Origin of the sequence: Ruminococcus sp., from assembly GCF_019417665.1 — a bacterium.
In the GTDB taxonomy this organism is placed as follows: Bacteria; Bacillota; Clostridia; order Oscillospirales; family Ruminococcaceae; genus Ruminococcus_C.
In genome coordinates, this window is the sequence record NZ_DXUU01000031.1 from 1 (window position 1) to 17,372 (window position 17,372).

Sequence of the window (17,372 nt, forward strand, 5' to 3'; positions counted from 1 at the left end):
CTTCCAGACATTCTGCTTGCCATTCAAGGGCTGTTTTAAGTTAATGACATTGGGATGATATCCGCCCCTACATTAGGTTGCGGTTTACCACACAGCACATTCTCAAATTGATTCCCCGGAATCCACCTGACAAAGACGATTACTCAAGGTGATCAGCTGTTCCATGGTAAGATTCTCCATACGCACCGTTTCGGACAATTCCAGTTCCCGGAGCACTCCCGTCAGAAGTGATTTCTCATAGTGCATAGTAGCTGAAAGGGCATTTACCAGAGTCTTGCGCCGCTGGGAGAATCCCTGCTTTACCATGGCGAAGAAGTGGGTGGGATCATCTGTCATATGGGCATAGCGCTGTTCCACCCGGATCTGGAGCACAGCGGAATCCACATTGGGTGGCGGCAGAAAGCTATCCCGCTGTACAGGAAACAGCAGTTCCGCTGCACCGTAATAATTCACCGCCACCGTAATGGCACCGGAATCCCTGGTGCCCACCTTTGCCTGTAATTTCTCCGCCACTTCTTTTTGTACCATGACGGTAATGGTATCCACAGGCGCACCGCTTTCCAAAAGATGCATGAGGATCGGTGTGGTGATATAATAGGGCAGATTGGCGCAGACTGCCACACGCAGTCCGGGGAATTCCTGTGCCAGAAGCTGCGGAATATCAAAATCCAGGATATCCCCGTGGAGCACGTGGAGATTGTCAAATCCCCCCACTGTTTCCTGCAAAATCGGCAGCAACCGCTGATCCAGTTCCACCGAAGTCACCCGTTCTGCGTGAAGTGCCAACTGCTGGGTCAGGGTGCCAATACCGGGACCGATCTCCAATACCCCATATCCCGGCGCAGCGTTTCCCAGTTCGGCAATTCTTGGGCAGACAGATGAGTCGATCAGAAAATTCTGTCCCAGTTTCTTGGAAAAGTGAAAGCCGTGCTTTGCCAAAATCGATTTTACGGTTTTCATGTCAGTCAGATTCATCATAGGTGTGATTCTCCCTTAGATACGATATACCAGTCAAATTGATATCATTTTTGATAGCGTTGCAATTGTCCCACCGGAACATTTGCAATGTCTTACTTGTTAAAATGGTTTCGCAGTCGACAACAAATCAAGTCACTTCAATGCTCTTCTTCAGATGAGTACTATACAGATAACACTGTCGCACAGGCAATCCCGTAATGCACCGCAATGCCCCACGATAGAGCAGAAGCTGTTCCCGATAGCTGTCCGTCAGTTCCTCTGCACGTGTCACATAATCTGTCTTATAGTCCACCAGCACAAAGGCATCGTTCTCCTGGAATGCAAGGTCAATGATACCCTTCAAGATACTGTCCGAATCCTGATAGCGGTACAGTATCTCCGCCGCTTCCGGATATACGCCGATATCCCTGCACTGCACCAGAAATTTCTGTTCCCGGAGCACCCGGCGGGAACGGCGCAGCCTTTCGTATAACTCGTCCTGGAAAAATGCCGTCACAAGCTCCGGCTCGATGACATCCGCCTGTGCCTGTGTCAGAAAGCCGTATGTCTGCAATCGCTGAATCTCTGCCGATACATCCTGCTCTGCCTGCCGGAAGTCCGCATATTGGAAAAAGGTATGCACTGCCGTACCACGCTCTGCACCAGTCAGACGGCGTTCCTCCTGCAAAAAGCGTGGACGTTTCCAGACAGGCGCACGATTCTTCTGTGCCTCCTGAATTGCCGAAACACTCAGCAGTGATTCCCTCTCACTATCCTCGGACTTGTACTGGAAATGCACCATGCGCCGAATATCCGCCGCAATTTCTGCAGATGGCTCTGCATACTCCCTTTCCTCCACGGCATCGGCATCGGATTGCTCCGGGAGCTGGAATTCATACTGAATACGCACGCCCTCCGACCACGCCGGCGTCTGCCATGTCTGAATCGGCAGCTGCACTGCATCCCCTAAGGCAGCGTCATGGCGCAGTAACAGGCACATCCACACCCATTGTGCCATAGAGCCGGCAGACTGTACCAGAAGGGGCGGCAGCTTGCCGTCTGACAGGATCAACGCACCGTATTCGGAAAGGTAATCCCGGCTCTTGGTACGAATCTTTTCGGCATCCAGGGGAAGAAACAGCTGCTGCTTTGCTCGTGTCATTGCAACATAGAGCAGCCGCAGTTCTTCACTTTTTGATAAATTCTGGTTATCCTGTTCCAGTACGGAAAAGGGCATGGTCTTGGCACGGGTATAGGTCTCCGGATCCTTGATACAGAATCCCACCATGCCGCAGTCAGAGAATAGTGCGTTCTTCCGAGAATCCTCTGTGGAGAATTTTGTCTCCAGCTTTCCCAGGAATACAAAGGGATATTCCAGTCCTTTGGAACGGTGCATGGTCTTTACCGCCACTGCATTCTCTGCCCCGGCAGACAAAGACGTCTGCTGAAAGTCATTGCCGCTTTCCACAAGCCAGTCAATATACCGCAAAAAGCCGGACAGACCGCTGTGAGCAGTCTCCGCATTTTCCTCATACTGTTTTGCATACTGAATCAGCAGGTTGAGATTAGCACGCTTCTTCTCGCCATCCTTTGTCAGCTGCATGACCGAAAGAAAATCCGTGGTATCATAGATACGACGTATCAATGCCTCCAATGTCATAAGCGCCACATCCTGCCTTAGCTTTTGCAGGGTATCGCAGAGATAACGGCACTTCTGCACAAGCACCTCGTCCAGGAATTCTTCGGTATCCTCTGCCTGAGACAGAATCCCTGCCGCCTGATAAAGGGCAGCATACAGGCTAGAACGTTTGGATAGCATCCGCACCTGAGTCAGTTCCTGTGCGGTGAACCAGAACATAGGCGACAGCATGATCGCCGCAAGAGAGGTATCCAGCAGCGGATTATCCAGAACACGGAGCATATCCAGCAGGATACTGATTTCCCGTGCCTGAAGATATCCCTTTTCTTCCGGACTTTGCACCGGAATCCCTGCTTCTTCCAGGGCATGTGCAACAGTCATACACTGGGTATTATTCCGCAGGAGCACACAGAAATCCCGGTAGGTACAAGGTCTGGTACTGCCATCCTTTTCTGCCACGGAACTTCCCTGCTGTATCATATTCCGGATCTGCCGAATGATATATTCTGTTTGCAGATCTACGTCTGAATCTTCCTGCTCCGGCGTTTTTTGCAACACAGCCACATGCACAGTCTGTTCCTCCGGCGGCAGCAGTTCCCCGATGGCAGAACCCGGACGGAGTGCTTCGCTCTCATCATAGATTACATCGCCGCATGCCGGAGACATGAGGTTGCCGCACAGGAAATTGATGAACTGTAAGATCGGCGGTGCACTGCGGAAATTCCGGTTCAGTGCAATATGCCGGCAGACACCGTTACCGGCAGCAGCATCCTCCATGGCGTGCACAAAGTTCCGGGGATTCGCCAGACGGAAACGATAGATGGACTGCTTGACATCCCCGACCAGAAAGACATTGTCCCCATACCGGAGTGCACCAGTCTCCGGGTCAATGCAGTTCCGGGACAGCAGCTTGAAGATATCATCTTGCTTATTGTTGGAATCCTGATACTCGTCGATCATGATGAGGGCATAGTATTCCTGCAATTCCTTCGCCAAGGGTGAGGGATGGATTCTGCCGTCCGTGGTCTGTGCAGAGAGCAGTTCCAGCGCAAGGCGTTCCCCATCCTCAAAGCTCAGGGCATTCTGCCGTACCTTTGCCTGCCAGATGGTATCCTCCAGTTCCTGCTCCATCTCGAAAAGCAATGACACCAGCTGCAAATGCTGTTCCAGATCGGCTGCTTCATAGGGAAATACGTTCTCCAGAAGTGTTATGATTTCCCCTTCCAGATCATGATACTGTCCCCGGAGCTGCTTCACCCGTTCGTAATCCTCTTCTGAACAGATAGATTTTTTCTTACGTGGAAAAGGCTTTCTGCCACGGTTGGCTTTTTTCTCCAACAGCAGTGACAGCATCTGGTCATAGTCTGTGCCGCCTGTCTCAATGCTACGAAGTACCCGTTCCAGACAGCGCAGATCCTCCTCCACCCAGGGCAGGACAGTGTTGTCCTCCAGGGAATCGTACAACTCCGCCGCCAGAGAAGCAGCCTCCTGTGCCTGACTGACTGCCGTCTGGACAAGCTGCTGCAATTGCCGTGTCAATGCCTGATGATAGGGCGAATCCGCCAGAGGCTGACCCAGTCCATCCAGTACCTCCCTGCACCAGCTGTCCCGGAAAGGTACTGAACCAAGGAACTGGTATAGTTCCATCAGTATCTGTTCCAGGGGTGTATCATTCTTCTCGCAGAAGCTGTTCCAGAGGAGTTCCATTTCCTTTGGACGTTCCTCGTGCCAGCGGTTCAGTACCTGATCTGCCGCCTTTCCGGCGATCATCTGGCTCTCTGTCTCGTTCAGGATACGAAAGCCGGAAGTAATTCCATGATCGGTGAGGTTATCCCGGATCAGGTCGAAGCAGAAGGAACTGATGGTGCAGATATGGGCACTTTGCAGCAAAATCTGCTGCTGATAGAGCCATTGGTTTTCCGGCTGGCTTTGCAGTTCTATCTCCAGCGCCTGACTGAGACGGGAGCGCATTTCTGCGGCAGCGTCATTGGTGAACGTCACCACGATCATGCGATCCGCAGGCACACGGCGCTGGGGATCTTCTTCCATGAGAATCCGCAGCAGCCGTTCTACCAGCACAGAAGTCTTGCCGCTTCCGGCAGCCGCAGATACAATGAGACCGCAGTCTCTTGTTTCAATTGCACAGCTTTGCTGTTCCGTCCATGCCATCAGTGCTTCTCCTCCTCTTCCTGTTCCATGGAATCCAGCAGTTCCATCATCTGTTTTTCCCGGGATACCTGTGTGCCCCCGGCGATCTGTCCGTGACACTCATTGCTGTTGCCGCAGATATTGGCATAGCTGCAATAGCTGCAGGGATTATGCTGCTGCAATTGCAGCGGAAATGCATCGATTTCTCCGTGATAGATGCCCTCTGCCGCATCTGTCAGCCGGCGCAGTACATACTGCCGCAGATGCCGCATTTGTTCCGCCGTCAGGAATGTCCCGGAACGGCTGTCCAGCTGCTGGTCACCATCCAGCTTTCCCGGAATATAGATGCCTCTTCCCTCTTGTTCCATGAGGGTGATGAGATGGGGATCCCGCAGCAGAATGCCTTTCATACGGTAGGTATCGTTGCACTGCTTCTGGGGGGTTACGCCGCTACCCCGTTTCAGGTCACTCTTCACCATTCCCGACGGCATATACAGTACACCAGCAGGCGATGCATCTGCCAGAGGTGTTCCCGGTGCCGTAATGGAAAACAGGTAGATCAGCATCTGTAAATCCAGACCGTACAGCAGATTTCCCAGAGAGAAATCCTTTACGCCGCTTTTATAGTCCACCACACGCACCCAGAGCTTGTCGCCGTCCTGGCATACATCCACCCGGTCGATCTTTCCCACCAGGCGAATCTGCTGTCCGTCTCCGGTGAGAAGATGTAGGGGCGGAAAATCCTGATTCTCCGGCGTGATCTGCAACTCCATACAATAGGGCGAAAAGGCAGACTGCCGGAATTCCTCCTGCATATGGAGCAGCAGGGGCAGCATTCCCTCCACCGTATGGCGATATGCCGCCAGTTCTCTGCCATTTTTGGAAAAGTCACCGCCCATTTCCGCCTGCCAGAACTCCGCCGCATAGCCGGAGATTACCTGCCGCAGCTGCGCCGGTGTCATCCGCAAAAAGGCATCCTTGTCATACTCTCTCAAAAGCCGTTCCAGACAGCTGTGAATGAGACTGCCGCTACCAGCTCCTGCAAGACGAATCTTCTGGCGGCTGTACAGCCGGAGAATGTCATTGCAGAAGTAGGAAAAGGGGCAGTACTGATACCGTTCCAGTCCCGATGCGGACAGCTGCAGAGTATTCCCGATATAATCCTGCATCAACTTCTTGTCGTCAATGTGGAACAGGGGTGCATCCGGATCCTCCGTCTGCTTTGCCGTCAGTTCCGACAGTTTGCGCAGTCTCCCGGCATAAAGGGGTTCCTCCAGCAGTACCTGAGCAATGCTGGCAGTCTCCGGGGTGTTCTCCGTATAGTTCTGCACGTACTCATAATAAGCAGCGTGCAAAGTACCTGCATAATAGGCACTTCCCTGTGCCCCACAGGTCTGTTTCAGATCTGCACCCTCCGGGAACATCCGCTGTATCTGGGCAATCACGCTGGAGGGATAGCATTTCTGGTGGGTAATATTCACGCAAGGATAGGTCAGATACAGGGCGTGAGATGCCGAGGAAAGCAGCTTATAGGCGGCAAGACGTGCATCTGCCAGCTGTACCTCCTTGGACTTCACTACAGGCAGCTTCATCTGTTCCAGGGTCAGGCAATCCCGTTCCGAGAATATGGCACTACCGCCGGGCAATGCCGGAAATGTACCCTCACAAACGCCCAGCAGAAACACGATCTTCGGCGCATTCAGCCGGGCAGTACTTCCCTGGGAGATCAGCACCGCATCCAGTGTTCTGGGCGGCACAGCACGCTTCACACTCCGAGTCAGTGATGCCAGCACAGCGCAGAATTCCGGGAACGCCATTTCCAAGGACTCGTACAGCAATGCCATATGATCCAGAATATCCATGAGACTGTTCCAGACATGCGCCCATTCTTCACGGGTCTGCATCCGTTTCTGTTCATCCTGAATGGCAAGGAGCTGTTCATTAAGACGCTCTTCCACTTTCTGTTCGCCCATGAAATCGTAGAGCAGCCGGCAATATTCTCCACCCGTATGGGGCTTCCGGCTGGCTTTCCGCAGGTTCTCTATGGGAAGCAGCAGTTTTTTCCGCACTTTCTCCGCAGTCTCACATCTGCCGCCTGTAAAGGGTTCGTTCCAGGTATTGCCGTCGATCTGCCAGGTGTAGCAATAGTTTTCCAATTCCGCCATTTCTCCGGCAGTACAGTTCGTCAGCCCGGTTTTGCCCAGACGCAGCAGCAGTTCTGTATCTGGACGCTTGGCACGGAGCAGTTCCAGGACTGTGTGCAGATATACCATCAGCGGCGTGTAGAGCACCGATTGCTTTTCGTCCACATGATAGGGCAATTCATACCGATCCATTGCTGTCTCCAGAATACTCTCATAGTCGGACATCTGGTTGGTCAACACGGCAATATCCCGACAGCGAAGCGCCGGATTCTCTGCAAGAAGCCGGCGGATGGTAGCGCATACATATTCCGCTTCCTCATTGGGTGTTGCCGCCTCCAGAATATGGAGATGCTGGGGCTCACTGGAAAAGGGTTGAGAACTGCGGAATACATGCTGGCTGAGCCACCGGAGATCTCCGGACTGGAAGCGATAGGGCGTTTCACAGGTCTCCAGAGACACCGGAATATGCAGTTCCGATGCAATCCGCTTGATGCGGTACAGCGTGTCCTGAACAGTCTCAAACAGAGAGAAGGGCACAGCGTCAGTGCTGTCCGTACGCAGTGCCACGTAGACATCCTTGCAGGAAGAAAGCAGCACGGTGAGCATCTCATACTCATCCTCTGTGAAGCTTTCGAATTCGTCCAGACACAGTACATCCCCCAGAAAGGCATCCTGTCCATTGGCAATGGCTGCCGCTTCGGTCAGTTCCGTCTCCGTATCCTTTAGGTGGTGCTCCATTAACAATTGATCATATTTCTGATAGATTCGGAACAGATCCAGCGTCTTGTCCAACAGGCGGCCATCCAGAGCTGCACAGGAATCGTACAGCAGCTCCGGCGTAATCCCACTGCGTCGGAACAATGCAAAGAGAGTGGATAATTCCTCCACGAAAGATGACTGCCTGCATTGTTTTTCCAGAATCCGAAGCATATGCTCCCGTTCTGTGGTATAGAGCACTGCCTCATAGAGCAGCGCCATTTTTGTCAGCTCGTCCGCATTGGTCTTGCCGTCAGGCACACAGCCATACCGCTGAAAAACAGCACGTGCCAGAGATTTGAAGCTGTGGGTTTCCAGCTGATTGAATGCAACAGGTCCCAGGATGCGATACAGCTTCTGGTCAAATTCATAGGAAAACTGCTCCGGTACAAGGGTCAGCACATGCTCCCCCTTTTCCACCTGTTCCTGTAACCGCTGGATCAATCGGGTGGATTTTCCGCAGCCAGCGCCGCCGATGATAATATGTATGATAGGTCATCACCTCATAATCGCCAAAAAGAAAACCGCAGCATAGCAAAATCGACTATGACTGCGGCGGCACGACAAGTTGAATTATACGTTTGGTTCCACAATGATCTCACGGTGGGGAACCGGGGTGGAAAAGACGATCTGCGTTGAAGTGTTGCCAAAACGTTGGATCTTTCCGATAAATGTATCCAGCTCCTGTGTGGATGGGAACGCAACCTTAATGAGCATGGAGTACACGCCGGTGATACAGTTGCACTCCAGTACATTGGGACAGCTGCTGATAAACGGATAGAATTCTGACTTCTGATCCGCAGACAATTCCAGATTGATAAATGCGGTAATATGATATCCCAGCTTCTGACGGTCAATGATCGTGTTATATCCCAGAATGATTCCCTGCTTCTCCAGCTTATCGATCCGGGAAGAAACCGCCGGTGCAGACAGAAAAACCTTTGATGCTAACAGCTTCAGTGGTGCTCTAGCATTTTCCTGCAGCAATGTAATCAGCATGGCATCGATCTTATCCATGTTTCTTTCGCATCCTTTCTTCGGTACAGTCCCATCATCTCTTCACAGATTGAAATGTTCATAATTATCCAATAATCAAAGACTGCTTTTCATTTTTCATAGTATAACAAAAAAATATGTCCGTCTATTGTACAATCTATAAATTTTCAGAAGAAACTTAATTTTATTATTTTTTCAGTTCCTCAATCCTGCTTTTTGTTTGTTGTACTTCCTGCAAACCGTTCTGGAAATATGCTTGAGCATCGCTAAGTAAATTATTGACATATTTTTCAGCAGCTGCTTTGATATCCTTGGAACCGTTCTGTGCCTTTGTGAGCATGTCCAAGGCACGCTGTTTTGCCTCCTGGAGAATAACCTCCTCTGAAAGCATTCGCTTTGCACGTGTTTCAGCATCCTGAATGATGGTCTCTGCCTTTTCTCGTGCTTCATTGATGATCCGATCGCAGTCAGAATCGATGAGTTTTGCCCGTTTGATCTCTGCCGGGATATTCAGGTGAGCCGAATTCAACAGTTCACGCATACGATCTGCATCAATGACAGCCTTATGTGCAGCAAACGGAATGGGTCGGGAGCGTTCCAACAGGTCGTCCATATCGTCCAATATCTCTTCAATATTCATGATAATCTCTCCTTTACCAAACGTTTTACAATCACATCCAAAATTTCCGACGGCACAAAATGGCTGATATCGCCGCCAAAGACAGCGATCTGTTTGACAACACTGGAGCTAAGATACATATTCTCCGCAGTTGTAGTCAAAAATACCGTCTCTGCGCCTTCATAAAGCTTCCGGTTCGCAAGCGCCATCTGAAATTCGTATTCAAAGTCGCTAACGGCGCGTAATCCCTTTACAATAGCAGTTGCACCTGCCTCCTTGACATAATCCGCTAAAAGTCCATCAGAAACGTCCACTGTCACATTGGGGAGATTCCGTGTCACACACAGAATCATATCCTTTCGTTCTTGAGACGTAAAGCAGGCGTTATTTTTCATGATATTCTTTGATATCAATACGATCACACGATCGAAAAGCTTCGAGGCACGTGTGATAATATCCAAATGCCCCAGAGTCACAGGGTCAAAGCTGCCCGGGCACACTGCAATTCGTTCCATTTTATGTCTCACCTCTTCTGCAAACATAGGTCGTCACCGTAATGGCACCGTATTTCCGCTGCTTTTCCAGATGCAGAGTGCCTGCCGTTTCCGGCAATTTCAGCCCAGTTTCGTGCTCACAGATCACAATGCCACCTGTCCGCATCCGGGATTCCAGAAACGGAAAGAGCTTCACATGCCATCCCTGACGATAGGGTGGGTCGAGAATTGCAATATCAAACAGAGAATCCCCTGTCTGTAAAAAAGAAACCGCATCCACCTGATGCAGCTGCGCCCGATCCAGCAGCTGCACTGCTGTAAGATTCTCCCGTGTCACACCGAGAGACCGGACAGAACGATCCACAAACACTGCTTGGTCTGCACCTCGGCTCAAAGCTTCGATACCCATTTGACCGCTTCCGGCAAACAGATCCAGCACTACAGCGCCCGGTAATTCAAATTGAATGGCAGAAAAAATCGCTTCCTTGACCTTATCAGTGGTAGGACGAACATCCAGTCCCTCCAGTGTTTTCAATTTTCTTCCTCTCGCACTTCCGGCAATGACACGCATATGCTCCCATTCTCCTTCTTTCTATGGTCTAGTACCATTATACAACGAATTCCGGCAAATGTCCAGAGGTGTCCGGAAAAACTACGGAAATCTATTTTGCAATTTACCGCAGATTTTTTGAATAATACGGATAACCTGTGAGGGGCAAATTTTGTTCGTACGCAATTTTCCGGTGTATATTCGACGAACGAACAAAGTTCGTCCCTAGAATAAAAACAACGGTTCACTCCCCTGCCGTCATCTCCTGAATTGTCTGATACAACTGAGATGCTGTATCCTCATTAACACCGGCGATCTTTGCCAATTCTTCCGGCGATGCCTTTTGCAGATTCCCCAGGGTCTTGAAGTGCAGCAGCAGCTTCTGGGCTTTTTTCTCGCCGATACCACGTACTTTCGTCAGTTCCAGCTGATAGGACGATTTCGCATGGAGACTATGCATATATGCAACAGAAAACCGGTGCACTTCGTCCTGAATCTGGGTCAGCAGATGAAACGCCGAGCGATTGGCAGACAGTGAAATCTCTCCCCCGGCACTGGAAATGGCACGGGTACGGTGCTTCTGATCCTTGACCATGCCGAACACCGGAATCGTCAGACCGAATTCCGCCACCACCGGGGAAATGGTATTCACATGCCCTTGACCGCCGTCCAGCAGAATCAGATCCGGCAGTCGGGAAAACCCTTCCTCATCCTGTGCAAGATAATGGTTCAGCCGCCGGGTGATCGCCTCTTTCATGCAGGCGTAGTCATCCTGTGTCACATGTTCCTTCATGCGAAATCGCTTGTAGGCACGCTTTAATGGTCTGCCGTTTTCAAAGACCACCATGCCGCAGACCATAGAAGTAGAGGACAGGTTGGAGATATCATAGGCTTCGATATATTGAGGCGGCTGGGACAGTCCCAGTGCCTTACCCAGTTCCTCCAGCGCCTGCACTTCCTTTCCTGTACGCCCGAAGCGCAGCGCAAGCTCCTCATTGGCGTTATTCCGGGAAAGCTGCACAAACTGGCAGAGCGTCCCTCGCTGGGGTACTGTCAGGCGTACCCGACAGCCGGCAAAGGTACTGAATAACTGTTCATACATCTCCTGATTGGGCAGAGCAAACTCCAAAATAATATTTTTCGGGATATCAGCACGGTGATGCTCGTAGTACTGGGTCAGATAGGAATCCATCAACTCCTCCCGGGAAACGGTTTCCTGAAAGAAAAAGGTCTCCTTATCGAAGAGCCGCCGTCCTCGGTAGCGGAGAATGGAGATGCACTGCGTACCGCTGTGCTCTGCCATAGCGATCACATCCGCCTCTTCCAGTTCGGCATCCAGTATCTTCTGGGTCTCCCCTGCCTTGGAGACTGCTGCGATACGATCACGGAGCATTGCAGCACGTTCAAAATCCAGTTCCTTAGCAGCACACTCCATCTCCGCCTGCATCCGTTTTACGGAATCGGCACTGCCCATGCGGATATAATCCTTCGCCTGCGCAATGATCTCCCCATAGCTTTCCTGCGAAATATTCCCCCGGCAGACGCCCATGCACTGCTTGATATGGAAATTTAAGCAGGGACGTGTTTTTTTGAAGTCCTGAGGAAACCGCTTGTGGCAGGTGGGCAGACGAAATACACGATTGGTCTCCCGGGCGGTTTCTCGGGTAATAAATCCACTCATATAGGGACCCAGATACTCCCCTGGCTTTTTCTTATTCTTCTCTGCGGTCAATCGGGGATAGGGTTCATCCGAAAAGCAAAGATAGCTGTACCCCTTGTCATCCTTTAGGAGAATGTTATACTTGGGCTGGTGCTGTTTGATTAGACTACATTCCAGCACCAGAGCTTCATATTCCGAGTCGGTGACAATAAAATCGTAATCATACACATGATCTACCATACTCGCAACCTTTGGGGTATGGTCGGCTGATTCCCGAAAATAACTTGTCACACGATTTTTCAGATTCTTGGCTTTTCCAATGTAGATGATCTCATTCTTTTGATTTTTCATGAGATAAACACCCGGAGATGCTGTCAATTTTGCTGTTTTTGCCCGCAATTCAGGTAAACGACAATTCATACAACGCCTCCGAGTGTCAATGTTTCACACAATTCGTTAAGATAGTGCCTTTAATGCACGCTGACCGATATCGTTCCGGTAATGCGCATCCTGGAACGAAATGGTCTTTACACCGGCATATGCAGTCTCCAGTGCCTGAGGCAGTGTTTCCGCCGTAGCAGTTACGCCCAGCACACGGCCGCCGGATGTGAGGATCTGTTCTCCATCCAACTTCGTGCCTGCATGATAAACGAAGCAGCTATCGATCTGACCGTTTTTATCCAGACCAGAAATGGGCAGACCAGTGGCGTACTTCTTGGGATAGCCGCCGCTTGCCATAACAACGCAGGCAGCACAGCCCTGTTTCCACTGGATATCCAGCTGGTCAAGAGTACCGTTCCAGATTGCCAGAATGATATCCACCAGATCTGTCTCCAGCAGCGGCAGAACTACTTGTGTCTCCGGATCGCCGAACCGGCAGTTATACTCAATGACCTTAGGCCCCTTGGTGGTCAGCATCAGTCCGAAGTATAGACAGCCCTGGAACGGTCTGTCCTCTTCCTGCATCGCCTGAATAGTAGGCAGGAAGATGGTATCCATACACTGCTGTGCCACTTCCGAGGTATAATAGGGATTCGGTGCCACCGTTCCCATACCGCCGGTATTGGGACCCATATCGCCGTCCAGTGCACGCTTGTGATCCATGGAAGAAACCATGGGCTTTACGGTCTTTCCGTCAGTGAAGCTAAGGACGGATACTTCCGGTCCTGTCAGGAATTCCTCAATGACGATCTGGGAACCGCTTTCGCCAAAGATCTTATCCTCCATAATAGAAGAGATAGCAGCAAATGCTTCTTCCTCATTCTGGGCAATGACAACACCCTTACCCAGTGCCAGACCATCTGCCTTGATAACTGTGGGATATTCGTTCTTTTCCCGGAGATATGCCTGTGCCTCCTCCGGCTTGCTGAATACCCGGTATTCCGCAGTGGGAATGTGATATTTCTGCATGAGTTCCTTGGAGAACACCTTGCTGCCCTCCAAAATCGCTGCATTTTTCTTTGGACCAAAGGTCATGAAACCCTCTGCCTGCATGGCATCTGCCATACCCATTACAAGAGGATCGTCCGGTGCTACAAAAACCAGATCCACCGCCAGTTCCTTTGCCAGTGCCACCATGCCGTCAATATCCGTTGCCTTCACCGGAAAGCACTTGGCATACTTGGCAATGCCGCCGTTGCCCGGTGCACAGTACAGTGCGTCTACCTTAGAGCTTTCTGCAAGCTTCATGACAATGGCGTGCTCACGGCCGCCGCCGCCCACAACTAATATTTTCATGGATAATGCCTCCTGTCATTAGTGGTGGAACAGACGAATGCCTGTAAATGCCATTGCCATATTGTACTTATTGCAGGTCGCAATGACATGGTCATCACGGATAGAACCGCCCGGCTCTGCAATATAGCGTACACCGCTCTTGTGGGCACGCTCAATGTTGTCGCCGAAGGGGAAGAATGCGTCAGAACCTAAGCATACGTCTGTATTCTGTGCCAGCCATGCCTGCTGTTCTTCCTTGGTGAATACCTCCGGCTTTACCTTGAAGGTATTTTCCCATGCGCCGTCTGCCAGCACGTCCATATACTCGTCAGAAATATACACGTCAATGGCATTGTCACGATCCGGACGGCGGATACCGTCAACGAACTGAAGTCCCATTACCTTGGGATGCTGACGAAGCCACCAGATATCTGCCTTGTTGCCAGCAAGACGTGTGCAATGGATACGGGACTGCTGACCAGCACCGATACCGATTGCCTGGCCGTCCTTGACGTAGCAGACGGAGTTGGACTGGGTATATTTCAGGGTGATCAGGGAGATCAGCAAGTCTCTCTGATAGCTTTCCGGAATCTCCTTGTTGTCGGTGACAATATTGGACAACATTTCCTTGTCGATGTTCAGGAAGTTGTGACCCTGTTCAAAGGTCACGCCGAATACCTGCTTGCGTTCCAGCTCTGCCGGTACATATGCCGGGTCGATCTGGATGATATTATAAGTGCCCTTTCGCTTGGATTTCAGGATCTCCAGTGCCTCCGGCTCATAGCCCGGTGCGATAATACCATCCGAAACTTCACGCTGAATCATCTTTGCTGTGGGTACATCGCAAACGTCAGACAGGGCAATAAAATCCCCATAAGAGGACATGCGGTCAGCACCTCGGGCACGGGCATAAGCACATGCCAGAGGAGACAACTCACCCAGATCATCTACAAAGTAGATCTTCTTCAGGGTATCCGACAGAGGTGTGCCTACCGCAGCACCAGCCGGAGAAACATGCTTGAAGGAAGTCGCAGCACACATGCCGGTAGCCGCCTTCAGCTCCGAAACCAGCTGCCAACCGTTGAATGCATCCAGCAGGTTAATATAGCCGGGCTTGCCGTTCAGCACGGTAATAGGAAGATCACTTCCATCCTCCATATAGATACGGGACGGCTTCTGATTAGGGTTACAGCCGTATTTTAACTGCATTTCATTGGACATAAGAGATCCTCCTTATTGGTTCTTGTTCACGATTCTTGTTTCCGTCTGCTTGGTTTTCAGGTCAATGTAGCGTACGAACAGAGAGACCTTGTTCTCCGGGTTCAGGCTGTTCCAGAGCATCTCTGTGAATGCGTCAATATCTCCGGAAATGGCAACCTTCTGAGGTTCGCCGGAAAAGCTGGGCAGCGGATTGCCGTCGCCCTCGTAGGTATGGATAAAATGTCCCACGCCTGCAAGAGGATTACCATAGGCGAATGTATATCTCTGACAGGAGGAAGGATCGCCGTCCGCACTCTTCAGGATGGAAAGGGCATAGGAGAATCCGTTGTTGGTCTGGTCAATGAGACCGGAGATGCGAGGGGTATAGTTAGGAGCATCCGGCTCAAATTCCCGGGTGCGCAGAGATTCCTCAAAGGTCTTGCCTGCCTGCATGAGATCATAGACTGTATCTGTCTGATCGCCGTTTGTGACGATGGTATAATCTCCCAGAACACGCACTGGTGCATAGATGATCAGGCTGGGATCTACCATCTTAGACGGGTCAAACGCCTGGGTGCGGATACCTGCGCCGTCCTCTACGAATACACGATTCCGGCTGTTTTCGCTTCTTCCCATAATAAAGTATGCAGAAACTGCAAAATTCCCGTCCTCGGAACGTCCCAGGACAATGCCTCTGCCCGGATAGGAATTCTGCTGCAATTCTTGCTGCAATGATGCCATTTTCATAGTTCTCCTCCTGCTTATCATTCCAGGATCAACCTTTGATCCATACTGTTTTTCCTTTAACTTCCAGTCTGCCATTGCAGAACAGGCTCACCGCCTGAGGCAGGATCACCCACTCTGCTTCCTGCATAACACGCTTTTGCAGCGTTTCCGGCGTATCGCCGGGCTGTACAGCAACGGGCTTTTGCAAAATAATCGGCCCGTCGTCGGCAACTTCGTTGACAAAATGTACCGTAGCACCTGTATATTTCACACCTCGTTCCAGAGCAGCCTCATGTACCCGAAGTCCGTAATAGCCGGGGCCGCAGAACGATGGAATGAGGGACGGGTGCACGTTAATGATCTGATTCCGATAGGCATGGATCACAGCCTCGTCCAGAATGGTCATAAATCCGGCAAGGACAATAAGATCTGCATACTCCTGGAAAAGTGCTTCCAAAAGTGCCTTAGTATAGATCTCCCTGGACGAGAATTCCTTGGGCACGATCACCCGAGTACCAATTCCGTTTTCCCTTGCCCGCACCAGTGCGTAGGCATCGGGATTGGAAGAAATAACACAGGTGATGCGTCCGTTAGGGATCATGCCCTGCTTCTGAGCATCGATCAGTGCCTGAAGATTTGTTCCGCCGCCGGAAACCAGCACAACTATATTTTTCATATCAGCTACGCCTCTCTCCTTATTTCAGAATCACACCTTCATCGGATTCCACCAGTTCACCCAATACATACGCAGTCTCCCCTGCTTCGTTCAAAATCCGCACTGTACGATCAGCATCCTCAGCAGCAACGCAAACCATCATTCCCACGCCCATATTAAAGGTATTGAACATATCGTGCTCCGGAATCTTGCCAGTCTTTGCAATGAGGTCAAAGATCGGAAGCACTTGTACATTGCTGCGGCTGATCTTTGCAGACAGACCTTTTTTCAGGGCACGGGGAATATTTTCATAGAAGCCGCCGCCGGTAATGTGGGCAATAGACTTCACCGGCACTTCCTGCAGCAGTGCCTGGATGGAATTCACATAGATCTTTGTGGGAGTCAGCAAACATTCGCCCAGAGTAGTTCCCAGATCCGGGAAGTACCGTGCCAGATTCTGACTGTTCACCGTGAATACATTTCGGATCAAGGAATAGCCGTTGGAGTGCACGCCGCTGGACTGAAGTGCAATGAGCACATCCCCTGCCTTCTGGGTATCCGAATTCAGGATCTTGCTGCGGTCTACTACGCCGACTGCAAAGCCGGCAACATCGTATTCATCTTCGGGATAGAAGCCGGGCATTTCTGCTGTTTCGCCGCCTACCAGGGCGCAGCCTGCCTGCACACAGCCCTCAGCCACGCCGGATACGATACCTGCGACTTTTTCCGGGACGTTTTTGCCCAGAGCAATATAGTCCAGGAAGAACTGGGGCTTTGCACCGCAGCAGATGATATCATTGACACACATTGCCACACAGTCGATGCCAATGGTGTCATGCTTGTCCATGAGAAAGGCGATCTTCAGCTTAGTCCCCACGCCGTCTGTACCGGAAACCAGTACCGGCTGCTGCATTCCTGCCACATCCAGTGCATACAGACCGCCAAAGCCGCCGATATCTGTCAGAACATTTTTCGTCATAGTTCTGGCAATGTGAGACTTCATCAATGCGACTGCCTTGTAACCGGCAGTGACATCTACGCCTGCCTTTTTATAGCTTTCCGAATAGCTTTCCATTTATGTTTTACCTCCGTGTTCCAGTTGGTCACCTCTA

General features: G+C 51.0%; 13 protein-coding genes. All 13 read right to left on the reverse strand.

All coding sequences use genetic code 11. From position 1 onward, the window contains the following. Positions 1-102: 102 nt before the first annotated feature. Positions 103-978, reverse strand: a complete 876-nt coding sequence (gene rsmA / locus QZ375_RS08925) for a 16S rRNA (adenine(1518)-N(6)/adenine(1519)-N(6))-dimethyltransferase RsmA (protein ID WP_295218070.1) — start codon at positions 976-978, stop codon at positions 103-105. 127 nt (positions 979-1,105) lie between these two features. Further along, positions 1,106-4,765, reverse strand: a complete 3,660-nt coding sequence (gene addA / locus QZ375_RS08930; protein WP_295218073.1) for a helicase-exonuclease AddAB subunit AddA — start codon at positions 4,763-4,765, stop codon at positions 1,106-1,108. Continuing rightward, a complete protein-coding gene (locus QZ375_RS08935) occupies positions 4,765-8,136 on the reverse strand; it encodes a PD-(D/E)XK nuclease family protein (RefSeq protein WP_365728735.1) in 3,372 nt (1,123 codons plus the stop codon). The genes addA and QZ375_RS08935 overlap by 1 nt, the downstream gene beginning before the upstream one ends. 81 nt (positions 8,137-8,217) lie before the next feature. Next, complete coding sequence (locus QZ375_RS08940) at positions 8,218-8,661, reverse strand: Lrp/AsnC family transcriptional regulator (RefSeq protein WP_295218076.1); 444 nt, start codon at positions 8,659-8,661, stop codon at positions 8,218-8,220. A 166-nt stretch (positions 8,662-8,827) separates the two neighbouring features. Next, complete coding sequence (locus tag QZ375_RS08945; RefSeq protein WP_295218078.1) at positions 8,828-9,280, reverse strand: vacuolar-type H+-ATPase subunit H; 453 nt, start codon at positions 9,278-9,280, stop codon at positions 8,828-8,830. Then, complete coding sequence (coaD, locus tag QZ375_RS08950) at positions 9,277-9,774, reverse strand: pantetheine-phosphate adenylyltransferase (protein WP_295218080.1); 498 nt, start codon at positions 9,772-9,774, stop codon at positions 9,277-9,279. The genes QZ375_RS08945 and coaD overlap by 4 nt, the downstream gene beginning before the upstream one ends. A 1-nt stretch (position 9,775) precedes the next feature. Continuing rightward, the gene (gene rsmD / locus QZ375_RS08955; protein ID WP_295218082.1) at positions 9,776-10,324 is read right to left on the reverse strand and encodes a 16S rRNA (guanine(966)-N(2))-methyltransferase RsmD; all 549 of its coding nucleotides are present in this window, start codon (positions 10,322-10,324) and stop codon (positions 9,776-9,778) included. 223 nt (positions 10,325-10,547) lie between these two features. After that, positions 10,548-12,383 carry an excinuclease ABC subunit UvrC gene (gene uvrC / locus QZ375_RS08960; protein ID WP_295218084.1) on the reverse strand — a complete coding sequence of 612 codons (1,836 nt, stop codon included), beginning with the start codon at positions 12,381-12,383 and terminating at the stop codon, positions 10,548-10,550. A 36-nt stretch (positions 12,384-12,419) separates the two neighbouring features. Beyond that, entirely contained in the window at positions 12,420-13,700 is a 1,281-nt protein-coding gene (purD, locus tag QZ375_RS08965; RefSeq protein WP_295218086.1) for a phosphoribosylamine--glycine ligase, read from the reverse strand. An 18-nt stretch (positions 13,701-13,718) separates the two neighbouring features. Next, positions 13,719-14,900: a phosphoribosylaminoimidazolecarboxamide formyltransferase gene (locus QZ375_RS08970; RefSeq protein WP_295218089.1), complete on the reverse strand. Its 1,182-nt coding sequence runs from the start codon at positions 14,898-14,900 to the stop codon at positions 13,719-13,721. Between the two features lie 12 nt (positions 14,901-14,912). Next, complete coding sequence (locus tag QZ375_RS08975; protein ID WP_295218092.1) at positions 14,913-15,626, reverse strand: IMP cyclohydrolase; 714 nt, start codon at positions 15,624-15,626, stop codon at positions 14,913-14,915. A 28-nt stretch (positions 15,627-15,654) separates the two neighbouring features. Further along, positions 15,655-16,281: a phosphoribosylglycinamide formyltransferase gene (gene purN, locus QZ375_RS08980; RefSeq protein ID WP_295218094.1), complete on the reverse strand. Its 627-nt coding sequence runs from the start codon at positions 16,279-16,281 to the stop codon at positions 15,655-15,657. A 19-nt stretch (positions 16,282-16,300) separates the two neighbouring features. Further along, complete coding sequence (gene purM / locus QZ375_RS08985) at positions 16,301-17,335, reverse strand: phosphoribosylformylglycinamidine cyclo-ligase (protein WP_295218096.1); 1,035 nt, start codon at positions 17,333-17,335, stop codon at positions 16,301-16,303. Between the last annotated feature and the right edge of the window lie 37 nt (positions 17,336-17,372).

What these genes read in the sequence shown, in the direction of transcription:
- purD (WP_295218086.1), bottom strand. Translation starts at nt 13,700, where the DNA reads ATGAAAATATTAGTTGTGGGCGGCGGCGGCCGTGAGCACGCCATTGTC.
- purN (WP_295218094.1), bottom strand. Translation starts at nt 16,281, where the DNA reads ATGAAAAATATAGTTGTGCTGGTTTCCGGCGGCGGAACAAATCTTCAG.
- coaD (WP_295218080.1), bottom strand. Translation starts at nt 9,774, where the DNA reads ATGGAACGAATTGCAGTGTGCCCGGGCAGCTTTGACCCTGTGACTCTG.
- uvrC (WP_295218084.1), bottom strand. Translation starts at nt 12,383, where the DNA reads ATGAATTGTCGTTTACCTGAATTGCGGGCAAAAACAGCAAAATTGACA.
- rsmD (WP_295218082.1), bottom strand. Translation starts at nt 10,324, where the DNA reads ATGCGTGTCATTGCCGGAAGTGCGAGAGGAAGAAAATTGAAAACACTG.
- rsmA (WP_295218070.1), bottom strand. Translation starts at nt 978, where the DNA reads ATGATGAATCTGACTGACATGAAAACCGTAAAATCGATTTTGGCAAAG.
- addA (WP_295218073.1), bottom strand. Translation starts at nt 4,765, where the DNA reads ATGGCATGGACGGAACAGCAAAGCTGTGCAATTGAAACAAGAGACTGC.
- QZ375_RS08940 (WP_295218076.1), bottom strand. Translation starts at nt 8,661, where the DNA reads ATGGATAAGATCGATGCCATGCTGATTACATTGCTGCAGGAAAATGCT.
- QZ375_RS08970 (WP_295218089.1), bottom strand. Translation starts at nt 14,900, where the DNA reads ATGTCCAATGAAATGCAGTTAAAATACGGCTGTAACCCTAATCAGAAG.
- QZ375_RS08945 (WP_295218078.1), bottom strand. Translation starts at nt 9,280, where the DNA reads ATGAATATTGAAGAGATATTGGACGATATGGACGACCTGTTGGAACGC.
- QZ375_RS08975 (WP_295218092.1), bottom strand. Translation starts at nt 15,626, where the DNA reads ATGAAAATGGCATCATTGCAGCAAGAATTGCAGCAGAATTCCTATCCG.
- purM (WP_295218096.1), bottom strand. Translation starts at nt 17,335, where the DNA reads ATGGAAAGCTATTCGGAAAGCTATAAAAAGGCAGGCGTAGATGTCACT.